This is a genomic window from Rhodococcus sp. NJ-530, assembly GCF_003860625.1.
Classification (GTDB): Bacteria; Actinomycetota; Actinomycetes; order Mycobacteriales; family Mycobacteriaceae; genus Rhodococcus_F; species Rhodococcus_F qingshengii.
In genome coordinates this window covers 2125295-2140665 of sequence record NZ_CP034152.1, presented here as the reverse complement: position 1 = coordinate 2140665, position 15371 = coordinate 2125295, and the positions used below count along the sequence as shown (strand labels likewise).

Genomic DNA, 15371 nt, shown 5'->3' with positions numbered 1-15371 from the left:
TGCCCGATGTTGCGTATCAATCACTCTTTCCTCACCGCGACCTTCGGACCGATGTGCGGTCCCGGGACCAGCGGTCGTCGACGTGCAGCTGTACGCGAATGCCCAGTTCTACGCTCTGCCGCCGAATCGAGCGATGTAGTGCCAAACCTTCTTGACGTCCTGCGGATCGAAGGATGCACCCCGTGCGAGCCCCAGGACGGCAGGCGTCAGCCGCCTGCCGTGCGCAATTTCTCGGGCAAGGTCGATCACGGCCGCTCCCCGGTATTCGGGATGTTCGGCTATCTCGTCGACATCGACCGCGTAACCGTCGTGCCACAGCACCGGGCACGTGAGCGAGTGGGCGATCTCTTCGATCCGTGTGCCCCGGTAACTCGGATCCAGAACGAGCGCCTCGACGTCCGTTCCGATGTCGACGACGCCGTGAACGTGCGCCTCGATGTAGTGGTCGAGCGGATCGTCGAGCTCGGCAGCCCGTGCGGCGCCGACCAAGCTCATCGCTTCGGCCGTTCCGAAATGATCAGACTCGAAGACGCTGTCGGGAAAGCAGAAAGTGGTGCGGTCGAGCGTGTGCTCGGCAAGCCGGAAGTAGGACGAGCCGAACCGAGGGGATGCCCCGTAGGGATCGGAGCGATAGTTCAACGATCCGTACTTCGGCCGTTCCGAGGGCTCCCGCTCGTCGTAAGCTCCGCCGAATATCCGACTCTCCCAACGCCAACGATCGCCGCCGTGATGCGCCGTCAGTCCGCCGTTGCTCGTTCGAGACTCGAACTGGGTCACATAGGTGCCTTGACGTGCGATCGAGGCCAGTGTCAGACCACGTTCAGACGGGAGGTCCGGATGAAAGTGCAACGTCACCCGGTGATTTCGATCCAACGGGCCGCCCTTCGAGAGACCGCTCACGTGCGCAATCGCGGCAGACCAAGGAGTGGAATCAACAGGCATTCGCCCATTATCCGGATATGGAAGCAGCGCCGGTAAAGAAATCGACCAGTGAATACGGTGCGCCTTCACCGAGGCAGAGATCAAGGATCACGTGCGAGTCCGCGGCCTCGGATGCGCTGCGCACGAACATCGCTTCTTCGTACTCGGCGAGTGCCCCTTCGATGTCGTCGGGGTGCGCGGCGATCGCCTTTCCCAGTTCGGCGCCGTCGAACATGGCCAAGTTCGCACCCTCACCGGACGGGGCCATCAGGTGCGCCGCGTCACCGAGGAGCGTCACCCCAGGCACTCGATCCCATCGGTGCTCGTCGGGAAGTGCTTGGATCGCGCGCGGAATCGGAGCGGTTTCGCCATCGGTGATCAGCGCCGTGAGTTCCGGTGCCCAACAGTCGAACTCGGCCGCGACCCGCGCTGTCGCAGCGGCGGCGTCGGTGAAATCGATACCGGCAAACCACTCCGCCGGACGGTTCAGCTGAACGTAGGTGTGCACGATGTCTCCCGCCTCTCGATGCGCGGCGATCGCTTTTCCTGGTGCGGGCGCGTACATCGCCCCGTCCCCGACGGCTTCGGCTGCAGCCGAATGCTTCTCGTCGACGTCGTAGAGGTAGGTCTCGACGAACGTGGTGCCGACGTATTCCGGCTTCGCATCGGAGAGCAGCGGCCGGATCTTCGACCAGGCACCGTCTGCACCGACGAGAAGGTCGGTGGTCACTGTCGAACCGTCGACGAAGGTCAACTCGTGGCGATCATCTCCGAGCGAGCGCACAGTGTCGACTTTGCGTCCCCATTCGATCGTGTAGTCCGGAAGGGAATCAATCAGGATTCGACGGAGGTCGCCGCGCAGCACCTCGGGACGTGCTCCCGTGCCGTCGTCGGGTTCGTCGAGGAGCACGGCGGCGTGTTGATCGAGTACGCGCGACGCGGCGCCGCCCGCGTGGATGATCGCGCGGAACTCGTCGGTGAGGCCGGCAGCGTCGAGCGCGGCCTGACCGTTGTGTTCGTGGATGTCGAGTTGGCCGCCCTGCGTGCGAGCTTCTGCCGACAGTTCCGCCTCATAGATCTTCGACGGAATTCCATGGACGTGGAGGACACGCGCGAGCGTCAGACCGCCGAGGCCCGCCCCGATGATCGTTATCGAGTTGCTCATGTTGTTTCCTTTCAGGCTTCGATTGGAACGTCGTTCCAATGACATCTTGGAACGGCGTTCCAGATATGTCAAGATGGTTCGCATGGCGACCAGGAATCAGCGGACCGAACGACGTACGGATGCGCTCTCGAAGGAGCGAATCGTCGAGGCTGCGATCGAGATCCTCGACGACGAGGGCGAAGCCGCGCTGACATTTCGCGCGCTCTCCGCACGCCTGGCAACAGGTAGCGGGGCGATTTACTGGCACGTTGCCAACAAGAGCGAACTGCTCGCCGCGGCGACCGACGACGTCATCGCCCGCGTGACAACCGGTGCAACCGAAGGTGCAGCCCCACGGGAGGCGATCCGGACCATCACCCTCGGCGTGTTCGACGCGATCGACGCCCACCCCTGGGTCGGCACCCAACTCTCACGTGAACCGTGGCAATCAGCGGTGATGCAGATCTTCGAAAGTCTCGGCGAGCAACTCCAGGCGCTCGGCGTTCCCGAATCGGCACAGTTCGACTGCGCGTCCGCGCTCCTGAACTACGTGCTCGGTCTCGCCGGACAGTACGCCGCGGGCGCCCGTCTGCTCCCCCGTGAGACAGATCGGTCCGCTTTCCTCGCGGGCGTCGCCACGCGATGGGAAGAACTCGACTCTGCGAAGTACCCGTTCCTCAATCAGGTGACGGCGCAGTTGCGCGACCACGACGACCGAGAACAGTTTCTGGCAGGCATCGAGCTCATCCTCGCGGGGATCGACACCGTCCGATAGCGGCCGTAGCCGTCAGCGTGAATGAACAGCGGTGTTGGATCCGAGCGCTATATCGAGGAAATCTCTTGCCGCACCGCGCAATCCGCGATCGGGATCCCAGACGGCTTGGAGTCGACGCGGCATCCGCAAGCCGTCGACGTTGACCGCGACCAGTCGGCCGTCCGTCAGGTCGGCGGCAACTGCCAGCGACGACAGAACAGCCGGGGCGTTGCCTGCCACCACCGCAGCCTTGACAGCGGTACACGAGGTGAGCTCGAGCAGCGGCGGCACACAATCGGGAACAGCATTCTCGAGCGTCAGGCGCGTACCGGACCCTGATTCTCGCTGAATCAGCGGTGTGCGTGCGAGTTCCTCGACCGGAACGGGCACACCATTCGCCCAGTCGTGTCCCGGCGGCACAACCACGACGAGGTGATCACGCGCTACTTCGCACGACGCGAGCGCCGACGGCACATCCGGCCCTTCGACAAATCCGATATCGGCCTGGCCGGCCTGAACTTGAGCAGAGACGTCCGAGGAATTGTGCAAGCTCACCGACGCCACGACGTTGGGGAACTTGTGCCGCATCGCGACCGTCCATCCGGGAACCAGATACTCGGCGATGGTCATGCTGGCGGCAACCGTGACGGCAGCATCACGTTCACCGCGAAGTGCGGCAACTCCCGATGCCATTTCCTCGGCACTGACGAGGATGTGACTTGCCCACTCGAGAATCAGACCGCCCTCGGCGGTGGGACGAACACCGGTCGCCGCTCGATCGAACACCTTGATTCCGAGTTGGCGTTCGACCGAACGCACCCGGGCGCTGACCGCCTGCTGACTGAGTCCGTGCTCCCGGCCGGCAGCACCCATGCTGCCCAGACGCCCTACGGAAAGGAGGACGTCGAGGGCACTGAGTTCCGGCACCCGAGGAGACAACGACATAGTCCCAAGATTAGACCCACAAGGCGAGTTTGTGGGCATTCAAGAACAACCGGTCTACCGGTACGGACCGGATGAGACGACAGTGAAATACATGACCACCACAACGAGTTCCACCTTCGCCCACATCACTCCGAACTGGTTCGCGGCAGCGATGGGAACGGGAATCGTGTCGGTGGCCGCCGCTTCGCTCGAACCGGAGATCGAGGGCTTGAAACTGGTCTCCGAGATCTTCTGGGTTCTGGCGGTTCTCGTACTGTGCGCCTTGATCGGAGCATTTGCCACCCATTGGTCACAACATCGATGTCAGGCCCTCGCCTACCTGCACAGCCCCGCGATGTTCCCCTTCTACGGCGCCGTCGCAATGGCACTGCTGACCGTGGGATCCGCAACCGGCATCACCGGCCCGGACTTCCTCGGCCACGACGTGGCGATCACCGTGTCGCTGACACTGTGGACACTCGGCACGGCACTCGGCCTGGTCACCTACGTCGTGATGATGATTCGACTCGTTCGAGATGCCGGGATGGCGACGGCAATGCCGTTCTGGCTCATGCCCGTCGTACCTCCGATGGTCTCGGCCACCACCGGCGCAGCGGTCAGCACCCACATGCCCGAAGGCGCTCCACGCATCGCGGTACTGGTTTTCTGCTACATCCTGTTCGCTCTGGCGCTGACCGCCGCCATCGGCATTCTGGTAGCCGTCGCCAGGCAGTTCGCACGCAACCGTTCGGCCGGCGTCGACGTGATCCCGTTCAATGCCATTCCCTCACTGTGGATTCCGTTGGGCGTGATCGGACAGTCGATCGCGGCATCCAACCTGTTGGCCGCCGCCTCACGGCATGCACTCAGCCCCGAGCATGCCGACACCCTGCACGAATTCGGGATCGCCTACGGAACCGTCGTCGGAATCATCGGCGTGATCGCGTTTGTCACCGTCACCGTCGTCACCATCCACGCACTGCGCCGCGGCTTGGACTTCTCGCTCGGCTGGTGGAGCTTCACCTTCCCCATCGGAGCATGTGCCGTCGGAGCGAATGCCTTCGGAGTCGCCACCGGTTCCACCCTGATCCTGGGAATCGCACTTGCCCTGCTGACCGTACTGATCCCCATCTGGGCAACCGTCGCGGTCAGGACCGTCCGGTCGATCCGCAGTGGAGTTCTACCGGCGGCTGCATGAATTCGCACCGATGAGTTTTGGCTCGCCGTACGGTCTGTACTCACGTAGACCATTGTCGAGAGCAGGAGTACACGGTGAGTCAGTTATTGCGAGTGCAGAATTTCGGCGTTTCGAGTGACGGAATAGCCTGCGGTCCGGACCAGAGCTTCGAGAGCCCGTTCGGCCTGGACCACGGTGAAATGTTTGCGTGGGCAGGAGCTACGGCCAGCTGGCCCAATCGCACCGATCCCGGCGGCAGCCGAGGCCTCGACGACTATTTCACGCGGGACTTCTCCAACAACATCGGCGCCGAAATCATGGGCCGCAACAAATTCTCACCCTACCGCGGCCCTTGGGAGAATCTCGAGTGGCAGGGCTGGTGGGGCGACGAGCCACCGTTCCACACCCCGGTTTTTGTCTTGACCCACCACGTGCGGCCGTCGTTCACGCTATCGGACACGACATTCCACTTCGTCGACGCCGACCCCGCGACGGCCCTCGCGCAGGCACGTGAGGCAGCGCAGGGCAAGGACGTTCGACTCGGCGGCGGAGTCAGCACTATCCGTGAATTCCTCGACGCCGATCTGGTCGACACGATGCACATCGCTGTCTCCCCGATCGAATTCGGATCCGGTCTACGACTGTGGGAGACACCTGACGAGTTACTCGACCGCTTCAACCTCGACGTTGTGCCGAGCCCGAGCGGCGTGACGCACCACCTGTTCTGGCGGAAGTGACGTGTTGGGGCAGCTCCGTAAACGGGAGCTGCCCCAACAGTTACGCACTATTCGCCGGTCTCGACCTGGCGCCCCGACTGGTACCACGCCATCGTTCCACCGGCCACCGAAACGGCATTGATGCCGCGAGCCTGCAGATACTCAGCGGCTTGCAAGCTCCGACCACCGACGGCGCAGATGATGTACACCGTTTCCGCGTCCGGAATTTCACCCACGCGAGAGACGAATTCGCTGAGCGGAATGAGCGTCGCACCGGGAACTCGGACCTGAGCGAACTCGTCGGCCTCACGGACGTCGATCAACGGCTCACCCGCTGCCAAAGCCGTGTCCAGTGCATTCAAATCGACTTCCAACATTTCTTCTGCGCCTGCCTTCGTGTTCGCTGCTGTCCGAATAGACGGTACCCGGGCGTTTTCGTGCAGCTCCCTTTACGATCTGACAATGACCAATACGGTTCCCGAAAAGTCCGGTTTTTGGAGTCGCCCCACCGTGTGGAAAGTGCTCCTGCTGATCGTCGTCTACCTGGCGTTCTATCTTGCTGTCGGGCAGGTTACCTCCAGGGTTTTTGCAGACCAGATCGACACGGACAATGTCGTGGCAAGCGCCTCCAGCATCCTCCTCGGCGTCGCATTGCCCATCGCGATCGGCGGGATCGCCCTGCTGGTTTTCACGACAAAGGTCGGCTGGCTGCGCGGCGTCTTCGGCCCACAACCCATTCGTGGGCGGGGTTGGATGTGGATCGGTCCGATCATCGTGGTCGCCGCCATTGTTGCGCATCTGGCGGGAACCGATTGGAGCGCCTGGACCACCGGCGAGGTAATCGCCCTGCTGGTGCTCGGTGCGTGCGTCGGCCTGACCGAGGAATTGGCCACCCGTGGCCTGGCAGTGAAGATGTTGCGCGACGCCGGCCACCGGGAACGCTTTGTCGCCGTCGTGTCTTCACTGGTGTTTGCACTCATGCACACCGTCAACCTCATCGCCGGGATGAAGGCGTCAACCGTTCTGGTCACCGTGGTCTACACCTTCGGTTTCGGTATGTGCATGTACCTGACAATGCGTGTGACGGGCACGATCTGGGCCGCAATCGTGTTACACGGCCTCACCGACCCCACCACAATTCTCTCGACCGGCGGGCTGGACACTTCGGTGACCACGGAAGTGAGCGGCGCCGCCGCCATCACCTCTCTACTGACGGTCCTCTTGGTCGTCTTCGGGGTGATCGCCGTCTTCCTCATTCGAGATCGAATCGGCGAAGATCGGCACACACCCGTCTCGGCCTGACCGACCGCGACCGTACAAGACATACTTGTGCCCATGCCTTCTCGAACCACGTACTCGTTCGCCGTCGTGACTGCATCGTGTCTGCTGGCACTCTCCGGTGCCGTCACTCATGCCACCGCGGGGGTTCCGACAACTCCCGAAGTCGCGACCACCGAATCCATCGCGTCGGAATCGATCAGCGATCTGTATGCAGCCAAGGGTGCGCATGAAGTGGCTGCCGATTCAGTTCCCGGGTACCAACTGTTCTACCCAGCCGGCTTGTCGTCTGATGGCAATCGGCATCCCGTCGTCACCTTCGGCAACGGCAGCTATGCGACTTACGAAGAGTACGAAGCGCTCCTGCAGCATCTCGCTTCTTGGGGTTTTGTCGTTGTGGTGGCCGACAGCAGCGTCACCGGCGACGGGACGGAGATCTTGGGGGCTGCCCAGTACGTCGTCGATCAGAACACCAACGCTGAGAGCATTTTTCACCAGCGGATCGACACCGACAACATTGCCTCGGTCGGACACTCCCAGGGCGCCGGTGGCGCGATCAACGCGGCAACCCAGTCCGCGAATCTGATCACCGCCACGGCGGTACTCGATTTGCCTGACCCGTGGTGGGCCTCGCGACCTGTCGACGTGATCGACGTGGCCCAGTTGACCGGACCGACGTTCTTCATGACCGGCGCCGACGACCCGGTCTCCACCGCCGATCCGCAAGCTGAGTACTTCGACAAAACCGCCGGACCGGCGGTCCGCGGTAGACTGCTTGGCGTCGGCCACAATTGGGCCGCAGATGGCGAAGGATTCCGGGGCTACCTCACCGCGTGGCTGAGATTCACCCTGAGCGGCGACCAGACTGCCGCACGTGCATTTGTCGGCGACTCGGCGGAAATCCTCACCGATCCCCGTTGGGACCGGCAAGCGATCAAGGGTTTGTGATGACGATCTTGCCGTAGGCCTGCCCGGATTTCTGCTGCTCGAAAGCGTCAGCGAGGCGGTCGAGGCTGTAGGAAGAATCTATGACGGGACGAAGCGCCAGGCTCTCCAGCCCGGCGACCATCTCCTCCTGATGTGCACGACTGCCCACCAGAACACCTTCGATGGTGACCTGTTTGGTCAGTAGCGAAGTCAGGTCGATCGACGACGAGGGGCCGTTCATGATGCCAAGCGCGCAGATTCGCCCGCCTGGTCGGACTGCCGCCAGAGATTGGCCGAGGGTGGACGGCCCGCCGACGTCGAGGACGAGGTCGATCCCGCCGCTGAGCCGCATCGCTTCCGAACCCCAGTCCGGGCGCTCACGGTAGTTGACCACGTGATCGGCACCGAGCTCGACCAATCGTGCCATCTTGTCGGGGGCCGACGACGTTGCGATCACCTGAGCTCCAACAGCTTTGGCCAGCTGGACGGCAAACAGCGCCACCGTGCTGGTCCCAGGGATCAACACCGACGACCCCGGGATGATCGGGACTCCGGCAAATAGTGCGCGCCACGCTGACAAACCTGCGGTGGGCAAGGTAGCGGCTTCCTCGTAGGTGTAGTTTCGCGGCATCACTGTCACAGCAGATACCGGCACGGTGACGGTGTCGCGGGCGAACCCGTCGACACCGTCACCCGGCGAATTTCCGAATCCGTCGAAATCCGGTGTGCCGCTCCGCCAATGCGGCAAATAGGTGCTCATCACGCGATCTCCGACGCTGAACTGCGTTACGCCGTCTCCGACCGCAACGACCTCCCCGGCAGCATCGGACAACAGGATCCGCGGACCGTCGGTTGCTATCTCTCCGGTCGCCACGAGGTAGTCATGGTGGTTGAGCGAATTCGCGTGGATCGCGATCGTCACCTCACCCGCACCCGGGCCCGGGGTCTCGATCGTCCTCGATTCGAGGTTGTTCAATCCTCCAGGCGGGAGTACGTACACGGCGCGGTTGGTCATGGTGTGGATCCTCGCACGAATGGTGATCGGGTGACGTTCGGAAAGGGTTCTGCTGCTCAGAGGAGAGAAGCGGTGAACCCTCCGTCGAGAACCAGGCTGCTGCCGTTGCACCACGACGACTGGTCGCTCGCAAAGAACACTGCGGCGGCGGCAACTTCCTCGGTCCGGCCATAGCGCGTCTGCTTCGTGACCATCAAGTCGTCGAATCCCCCGGACTCGAGGCCGAGGGCATTCTCGAAATCCTGCTGGTGACTCTTGACCAGGTCGGTATCGATGAATCCGGGCAGCAATGCATTCGCGCGGATTCCGTGGAAGCGAAGTTCGGCTGACAGGGTTTCGGTGAGATTGCGAACTGCTGCTTTGGCTGCGGCATAGCTGCCGATCAAAGGCGAGCCGGTGGTCGACGAGATCGACGAGATGTTCACGATCGAACCGCCACCGGATGCGACGAGAGCGGGCAGCGAATGACGCACTGTCAAGAACACTCCATCGAGGTTGACCGACATCACTTTCCGCCAGTCCTCGAACGAGGTCTCGATCAGCGGGGTCGTGGTGGCGATACCGGCGTTGGGTACTACGACGTTCAGTCCGCCGAACTCTTCGACCGCTCTGGCGACGAGATCCTTGACCTGCTGTTCGTCGGTGACATCAGTTGTGACAGCGATAGCTCCGTCGATCGAGTCCGCCACTGCCTGTGCTGCGCCACCGTTGATATCGGAGACCACGACCCTCGCGCCCTCCGCCCCGAACGCCCGGGCAATGGCGGCGCCGATTCCGGCACCTGCGCCGGTGACAATTGCAACTTTGTTCGCGAGAAGATCGGACATGTCAGCGTTCCCCTTCAATTCTCGGTCGGGACGTAGAAAAGCAATTCGGGTCCGGTGTCGCCGGTGGTCGCGATGGCCTCGGACATGTCGAGAGTTCCGTCGCCCAAAGCACTTCCCAACGCCTGCGCGGTGCCCGCGAGATCTTCCGTGTCGAGTTGATAGATGCTCAGGTAGCGGCGCGCGGGCAATGCATCCTCGGGCAGCAACTGCACATCCGCCAGGAAGAATCTGGAGGCGGAGACAACTCCGGGCACTCGTTCGACGACCTGCGGAATATGCACGTCGTCGTACCAGCGGTTGAACGCATCCTCCGAAGACGGATCGGCGGGGTGTACGTGTGCGACGAGAATCGCTGTGCTCATGAAGTTCCTCTTCGACTCGAAGTGCTTTTGGTTCAGCGCGTTTGGAAGGCGACGATATTCACGCGCAAGGCAACTGACCGCGGCTGCGTGTGGTGAATCGATCGCGCTCAAGCGACAACCCTAGGGAGCAAATGTGACCCGCACCATATGCTCGGAGGTCAGAGTTGAGCTCCACATTTGTCCTCTCGGCACAAAACTGTCTCTCGGCACTAACACGGTGGCCAGAATCAGGCGTTAACGGAAGTCTCGCGATTTGGCCGTAACTCGCAGATCCATCAGCTGCATCCGGTCTGCCACGACGGTGACAGCGCCTTCTGCATTCTGCACCTTCCCTCGAATAAGCAACGCCGGCGCCGTATTTGCCAATTTTCGGTACTTTGCCCACAACCCCACCGAACACACGACGTTGACCATGCCGGTTTCGTCCTCGAGGTTGATGAACGTGACGCCCGCAGCTGTGGCCGGACGCTGCCGGTGTGTGACTGCTCCCCCCACCAGCACACGGTCACCGTCCGGGATGTCGAGAAGTCTCGACGCCGGCACCACGCCGAGCGCGTCGAGCTGTGGGCGGAGGAATTGTGTCGGGTACGTGTCGGGAGATACTCCTGTCGCCCAGACATCCGCCGCCGCTAATTCGACGTCGCTCATGCCGGGCAGGGTGGGAGCTGTGACCGACGCACCGATACCGGGCAAGCGGTCGGGGCGCTCCCCCGCCGCAGCGCCCGCTGCCCACAGCGCTTCTCTACGCGAGATACCGAAGCTGGCTAGCGCACCGGCGGTCGCCAGCGATTCAGCTTGTGCGGTAGTCAGTTCCACCCGCCCGGTCAGATCGAGAAACGACGTGAACGGTCCACCGAGGTCGCGCTGTTCGACAATTTTCTCGGCGAGTGCATCGCCGATGTTGCGCACTTCCCCCAGCCCCAGCCGAACCTCGAATCCACCTGCCTCGACGGTGGCATGCGCGAGGCTGACATTGATGTCTGCACCGTGTACCTGCACTCCGTGCCGGCGCGCATCGGCAACCAAGGACTGCGGCGAGTAGAAACCCATGGGCTGCGCGCGCAGAAGTCCGGCGCAGAACGCAGCGGGATGATGAAGTTTGAACCACGAGGAGTAGAAGACCAGCGCGGCAAAACTCTGTGAATGGCTTTCCGGGAAACCGAAATTAGCGAATGCATACAGCTTTTCGTAGATCCGGTCGGCAACCTCGTCACCGATGCCGTGTAGGTCTCGCATGCCCTGATAGAACCTCGCGCGCAGTTGTTCCATCTTCTCGGTGGAGCGTTTCGATCCCATTGCCCGACGCAATTGATCGGCCTCGGACGGCGTGAAGCCCGCAACGTCGACGGCCATCTGCATCAACTGTTCCTGGAACAGCGGAACCCCCAACGTGCGTTCGAGTGCCTTCTCGAGCGACGGATGGTCGTAGGACACAGGTTCGAGTTTGTTGCGCCGACGAATGTACGGATGCACTGATCCGCCTTGGATCGGCCCCGGACGGATGAGCGCGACCTCGACTACCAGGTCGTAGAAGTTTCGAGGCTTCAGACGCGGCAGTGTCGCCATCTGCGCACGTGATTCCACTTGGAACACACCCACCGAATCTGCCCGCTGCAACATCTCGTACACCGCTGTTTCCGACAGATCGAGTTGCGCCAAATCGACTGTGATGCCTTTGTGTTCGGCTACCAGGTCCATCATGTAGTGCAAAGCTGAGAGCATGCCGAGGCCGAGCAGATCGAACTTGACCAGCCCAGCGGCAGCGCAATCGTCCTTGTCCCATTGCAGGACACTGCGATTGGCCATCCGCGCCCACTCCACCGGGCAGACGTCGGCGATGGGACGATCGCAGATGACCATGCCGCCTGAGTGGATACCGAGGTGCCGCGGATAGCCTTCGATCTGCGCCGCCAGTTCGAGTACCGGACGCGGAATATCGGTATCCGCATTCTTGTCGATACCACCCCACCGGCCGACCTGCTTACTCCACGCATCTTGCTGTCCCTGCGAAAAGCCCAGCGCCCGAGCCATGTCCCGCACCGACGACTTTCCTCGATAGGTGATGACATTGGCGACCTGCGCGGCATACGTACGCCCGTACTTCGCGTACACGTGCTGGATCGCCTCTTCCCGGCGGTCGGACTCGATGTCCACGTCGATGTCCGGCGGGCCGTCACGTTCAGGCGCAAGAAACCTCTCGAACAGCAGTTTGTTGCGAACCGGATCGACATTGGTGATGCCGATCGCGTAACACACCGCCGAGTTCGCAGCGGAACCTCTTCCCTGACAGAGGATGTCGTTGTTCTTGCAGAACGACACGATGTCATGCACCACCAGGAAATATCCGGGAAAGTTCAATCCCTCGATGATGGCAAGTTCATGTTCGAGCTGTTCGTATGCCTTCGGTGCACCTTCCGGCGGTCCGTAGCGTTCCAGCGCCCCCACCATGGTGAGCTCACGCAACCACGACGCCTCGGTATGCCCGGCTGGCACGTCGAACGGTGGCAATTTGGGCGCGATGAGCTTGAGATCGAAAGCGCACTCACGACCAAGATCGGCGGCACCACTGACAGCCTCGGGATAGAGCGAGAACAGTGCCGCCATCTCCGCGCCGGACCGCAGGTGCGCTCCGCCGGTAGGGGCCAACCATCCTGCTGCCTCGTCCAAGCTTTGACGCGACCGTACAGCCGCCATTGCCATGGCGAGGCGTCGACGCGGAGGAGCGGCGAAGTGCGCGGCGGTGGTCGCCACCGTACGTAGTCCATGCTCTCTCGCCAATTCGGCCAGAACGGCATTGCGCTCGTCGTCCTCCGCCAACCCATGATGAGTGAGTTCCACCGACACTCGCTCCGCCCCGAAACGCTCGACCAGATCCCCCAAGGCATCCGCCGCTGCTTCGCGACCACCCGACGTCAAGGCTTGCCGCACATGACCTTTCCGGCACCCGGTCAGGATCTGCCAGTGGCCACCGGCTGCTTCGGTCAGCACGTCGTAGTCGTACTGCAGTTTGCCCTTCTCGCCGCCCGCCAGATGCGCGGCAGCGATCTCCCGCGAGAGCCGGCGATACCCTTCCTGCCCACGGGCAAGTACCAGGAGGTGCGTTCCACCGGGATCTGCCGTGCCGGTTCTGGGTACCGAATCCAGAGACAACTCGGCCCCGAACACGGTGCGCATTCCCCATTCACGTGCGGCTTCCGCAAACCTCACCACGCCGTAGAAGCCGTCGTGATCGGTGACGGCGATAGCTTCGAGCCCGAGACGCACTGCTTCCTCGACCAGCTCTTCCGGCGGTGATGCACCGTCGAGGAAACTGAAGGCCGAGTGAGCGTGCAGTTCTGCGTAAGGAATTACACCGGCACCACGGGTGAGCTCGCCCGCGTGGTACTCGCCGCGCTTTCTTGACCAGGCGGGGCTGTCGCTTCCATCGCCCGGAAACAAATCCTCGTGTTCCACACGGCCGGGTCGTCCGGAAAGCACCCGTTCCATCTCGGACCACGTCGGCGGCCCATTTCCCCAACCCACACTGACCTCGCACCTGATCGAGTCGGCCGTCAGGGACGACCGACTGCTCGAGGATGCCGAAAGGGAAGACGCACCACATGCATCGAACTGATGTTCGATGCAGATTCAGTCTGACAGGTCACTCACCCACAGTCAACAGAGCGAATCTCAACCCTCACCGTCTCGTCACATTCAGATGTACGCATGTCTGCACTCCGTTCACTTTCGCCCCAGATCATTAGCGGCGTTCATAATCTCCATCCATACTGTTTCCAGGAGTACTACTCGTATGTCGTTCTCGCGCAACACACGTAGGTTGACGGCCGTCGCCGGCGCCGTCGCCGTTCTGGCCGCTGCCGGCTGCAGCAGCAGCGCCGACGAGGCCACCGGCTCGAACGGCGCGACCGTCGATCGCGCCGCGACCGGCGAACTGTCCTCGAACGGTGGCGCTCGTCGCATCGACGGTGATCAGTCGGCCGCAGTGCGCGACGCCGTCAATGCCTCCGGCGCGAAGAACGTCATCCTCCTGATCGGGGACGGCATGGGCGACTCGGAGATCACCGCCGCACGCAACTACGCCGAAGGCGCTGCGGGCAGCTTCCCCGGCCTCGACGCCCTGCCGATCACCGGCCAGTACACGCACTACGCACTGACCAAGGACGGCAAGCCCGACTACGTCACCGACTCCGCAGCCAGCGGATCGGCATGGTCCACCGGCACCAAGACCTACAACGGCGCGATTTCCGTCGACATCAAGGGGCAGGCCCAGTCGACCGTCCTCGAGATCGCCAAGGCGAACGGCAAGGCCACCGGCAACGTCTCCACCGCCGAGGTGCAGGACGCCACCCCCGCAGTGCAGGTCGCGCACGTCAGTGGCCGCAAGTGCTACGGACCGGAGGCGACGTCCAAGTCCTGCCCGGAGAACGCCCTCGAGAACGGCGGCAAGGGATCGATCAGCGAACAGCTCCTCGACACCCGCGCCGACGTCACCTTTGCCGGCGGCGCCAAGTCCTTCGCCGAGACTGCGAAAGCCGGTGACTGGCAGGGCAAGACACTCAATGAGCAGGCCGCCGCCCGTGGCTACCAGCTGGTGAAGAACGCCGCCGAGATGAACGAGGTCGGCAAGGCCGATCAGGATGCACCCGTGCTCGGCTTGTTCGCCGACGGCAACATGCCCGTCCGCTGGGAAGGATCCGTCGCCACCCGCGACGGTTACCTGCAGCCCGCCGAAACCTGCGTCGACAACCCCAAGCGAACCTCCGACGTACCCAAGCTCGCGGACATGACTCAGAAGGCCATCGACCTACTGAAGGTCAACGACAACGGATTCTTCCTCCAGGTCGAAGGTGCCTCGATCGACAAGCAGGATCACGCAGCCAACGCATGCGGTCAGATCGGTGAAACCGTCGACCTCGACGAAGCTGTGCAGAAGGCACTCGAATTTGCGAAGACCGACGGAGAAACCCTGGTCATCGTCACAGCCGACCACGCTCACACCAGCCAGATCGTCACCAATGTCAGCGCCGACGACATCGCCACCATCGCCAAGGACCAGAACATCCCGGTCGAGCGCGCCCAGGAAATCGTCTACCCCGGCCTGACCCGCAAGCTGACCACCAAGGACGGCTCGGAGATGACGATCAGCTACGGAACGTCCGAGGATCCGGCCGTCGAGTCCGAAGGACACACCGGAACTCAGTTGCGCGTAGCAGCTTTCGGCCCGCATGCGGCCAACGTCAGCGGTCTCACGGACCAGACCGACCTGTTCTTCACGATGACCGACGCGCTGGGACTCGACCGTTCCAAGGTCGCAGCTCACTGATCC

14 protein-coding genes are annotated in these 15371 nt (G+C 62.6%); 6 read left to right on the top strand and 8 right to left on the bottom strand.

Going from position 1 to position 15371, the window contains the following annotated elements:
* Positions 1-108 precede the first annotated feature (108 nt).
* Positions 109-942 carry a DUF3626 domain-containing protein gene (locus EHW12_RS09950; RefSeq protein ID WP_065455164.1) on the bottom strand — a complete coding sequence of 278 codons (834 nt, stop codon included), beginning with the start codon at positions 940-942 and terminating at the stop codon, positions 109-111.
* Positions 943-949: 7 nt separating this feature from the next.
* Entirely contained in the window at positions 950-2086 is a 1137-nt protein-coding gene (locus EHW12_RS09945; RefSeq protein ID WP_125050556.1) for an NAD(P)/FAD-dependent oxidoreductase, read from the bottom strand.
* 73 nt (positions 2087-2159) lie between these two features.
* On the opposite strand from EHW12_RS09945, the gene EHW12_RS09940 reads away from it, so the two are divergent.
* On the top strand, positions 2160-2840 hold the full coding sequence (locus EHW12_RS09940) for a TetR/AcrR family transcriptional regulator C-terminal domain-containing protein (protein WP_007727412.1): 681 nt from the start codon (positions 2160-2162) through the stop codon (positions 2838-2840).
* A 12-nt stretch (positions 2841-2852) separates the two neighbouring features.
* On the opposite strand, the gene EHW12_RS09935 is transcribed toward EHW12_RS09940, so the two are convergent.
* Positions 2853-3764: a LysR family transcriptional regulator gene (locus EHW12_RS09935; protein WP_030535095.1), complete on the bottom strand. Its 912-nt coding sequence runs from the start codon at positions 3762-3764 to the stop codon at positions 2853-2855.
* Positions 3765-3855: 91 nt separating this feature from the next.
* Here EHW12_RS09935 and EHW12_RS09930 point away from each other — a divergent pair, with 91 nt between their 5' ends.
* Complete coding sequence (locus tag EHW12_RS09930) at positions 3856-4941, top strand: TDT family transporter (RefSeq protein ID WP_042449826.1); 1086 nt, start codon at positions 3856-3858, stop codon at positions 4939-4941.
* Positions 4942-5015: 74 nt separating this feature from the next.
* Positions 5016-5657, top strand: a complete 642-nt coding sequence (locus EHW12_RS09925) for a dihydrofolate reductase family protein (protein ID WP_003940771.1) — start codon at positions 5016-5018, stop codon at positions 5655-5657.
* Between the two features lie 47 nt (positions 5658-5704).
* Here the strand turns inward: EHW12_RS09925 and EHW12_RS09920 are convergent, their stop codons facing one another.
* Positions 5705-6013, bottom strand: coding sequence for a rhodanese-like domain-containing protein (locus EHW12_RS09920; protein WP_003940684.1), 309 nt, complete (start codon positions 6011-6013; stop codon positions 5705-5707).
* Positions 6014-6098: 85 nt separating this feature from the next.
* On the opposite strand from EHW12_RS09920, the gene EHW12_RS09915 reads away from it, so the two are divergent.
* Complete coding sequence (locus EHW12_RS09915) at positions 6099-6938, top strand: CPBP family intramembrane glutamic endopeptidase (RefSeq protein ID WP_039972807.1); 840 nt, start codon at positions 6099-6101, stop codon at positions 6936-6938.
* A gap of 33 nt (positions 6939-6971) precedes the next feature.
* On the top strand, positions 6972-7862 hold the full coding sequence (locus EHW12_RS09910; protein ID WP_007727417.1) for an alpha/beta hydrolase: 891 nt from the start codon (positions 6972-6974) through the stop codon (positions 7860-7862).
* On the opposite strand, the gene EHW12_RS09905 is transcribed toward EHW12_RS09910, so the two are convergent.
* The 4 genes from EHW12_RS09905 to EHW12_RS09890 all read right to left on the bottom strand — a co-directional run bounded on the left by EHW12_RS09905 (position 7849) and on the right by EHW12_RS09890 (position 13567).
* Positions 7849-8856 carry an NAD(P)-dependent alcohol dehydrogenase gene (locus EHW12_RS09905; protein WP_007727420.1) on the bottom strand — a complete coding sequence of 336 codons (1008 nt, stop codon included), beginning with the start codon at positions 8854-8856 and terminating at the stop codon, positions 7849-7851. The two genes, EHW12_RS09910 and EHW12_RS09905, sit on opposite strands and share 14 nt — an antisense overlap.
* A gap of 56 nt (positions 8857-8912) precedes the next feature.
* Positions 8913-9683, bottom strand: coding sequence for a glucose 1-dehydrogenase (locus EHW12_RS09900; RefSeq protein ID WP_003940866.1), 771 nt, complete (start codon positions 9681-9683; stop codon positions 8913-8915).
* Between the two features lie 14 nt (positions 9684-9697).
* Positions 9698-10045: a hypothetical protein gene (locus tag EHW12_RS09895; RefSeq protein WP_007727425.1), complete on the bottom strand. Its 348-nt coding sequence runs from the start codon at positions 10043-10045 to the stop codon at positions 9698-9700.
* 234 nt (positions 10046-10279) lie between these two features.
* Positions 10280-13567, bottom strand: coding sequence for an error-prone DNA polymerase (locus EHW12_RS09890; RefSeq protein WP_007727426.1), 3288 nt, complete (start codon positions 13565-13567; stop codon positions 10280-10282).
* A gap of 268 nt (positions 13568-13835) precedes the next feature.
* Between EHW12_RS09890 and phoA the strand changes: the two genes are divergently transcribed.
* Entirely contained in the window at positions 13836-15368 is a 1533-nt protein-coding gene (gene phoA / locus EHW12_RS09885) for an alkaline phosphatase (RefSeq protein WP_003940796.1), read from the top strand.
* Positions 15369-15371 lie beyond the last annotated feature (3 nt).

Bases quoted from the DNA above. Each gene is read 5' to 3' on its own strand.
- EHW12_RS09950 (WP_065455164.1), bottom strand. From the start codon at position 942: ATGCCTGTTGATTCCACTCCTTGGTCTGCCGCGATTGCGCACGTGAGC.
- EHW12_RS09945 (WP_125050556.1), bottom strand. From the start codon at position 2,086: ATGAGCAACTCGATAACGATCATCGGGGCGGGCCTCGGCGGTCTGACG.
- EHW12_RS09940 (WP_007727412.1), top strand. From the start codon at position 2,160: ATGGTTCGCATGGCGACCAGGAATCAGCGGACCGAACGACGTACGGAT.
- EHW12_RS09935 (WP_030535095.1), bottom strand. From the start codon at position 3,764: ATGTCGTTGTCTCCTCGGGTGCCGGAACTCAGTGCCCTCGACGTCCTC.
- EHW12_RS09930 (WP_042449826.1), top strand. From the start codon at position 3,856: ATGACCACCACAACGAGTTCCACCTTCGCCCACATCACTCCGAACTGG.
- EHW12_RS09920 (WP_003940684.1), bottom strand. From the start codon at position 6,013: ATGTTGGAAGTCGATTTGAATGCACTGGACACGGCTTTGGCAGCGGGT.
- EHW12_RS09915 (WP_039972807.1), top strand. From the start codon at position 6,099: ATGACCAATACGGTTCCCGAAAAGTCCGGTTTTTGGAGTCGCCCCACC.
- EHW12_RS09910 (WP_007727417.1), top strand. From the start codon at position 6,972: ATGCCTTCTCGAACCACGTACTCGTTCGCCGTCGTGACTGCATCGTGT.
- EHW12_RS09905 (WP_007727420.1), bottom strand. From the start codon at position 8,856: ATGACCAACCGCGCCGTGTACGTACTCCCGCCTGGAGGATTGAACAAC.
- EHW12_RS09900 (WP_003940866.1), bottom strand. From the start codon at position 9,683: ATGTCCGATCTTCTCGCGAACAAAGTTGCAATTGTCACCGGCGCAGGT.
- EHW12_RS09895 (WP_007727425.1), bottom strand. From the start codon at position 10,045: ATGAGCACAGCGATTCTCGTCGCACACGTACACCCCGCCGATCCGTCT.
- phoA (WP_003940796.1), top strand. From the start codon at position 13,836: ATGTCGTTCTCGCGCAACACACGTAGGTTGACGGCCGTCGCCGGCGCC.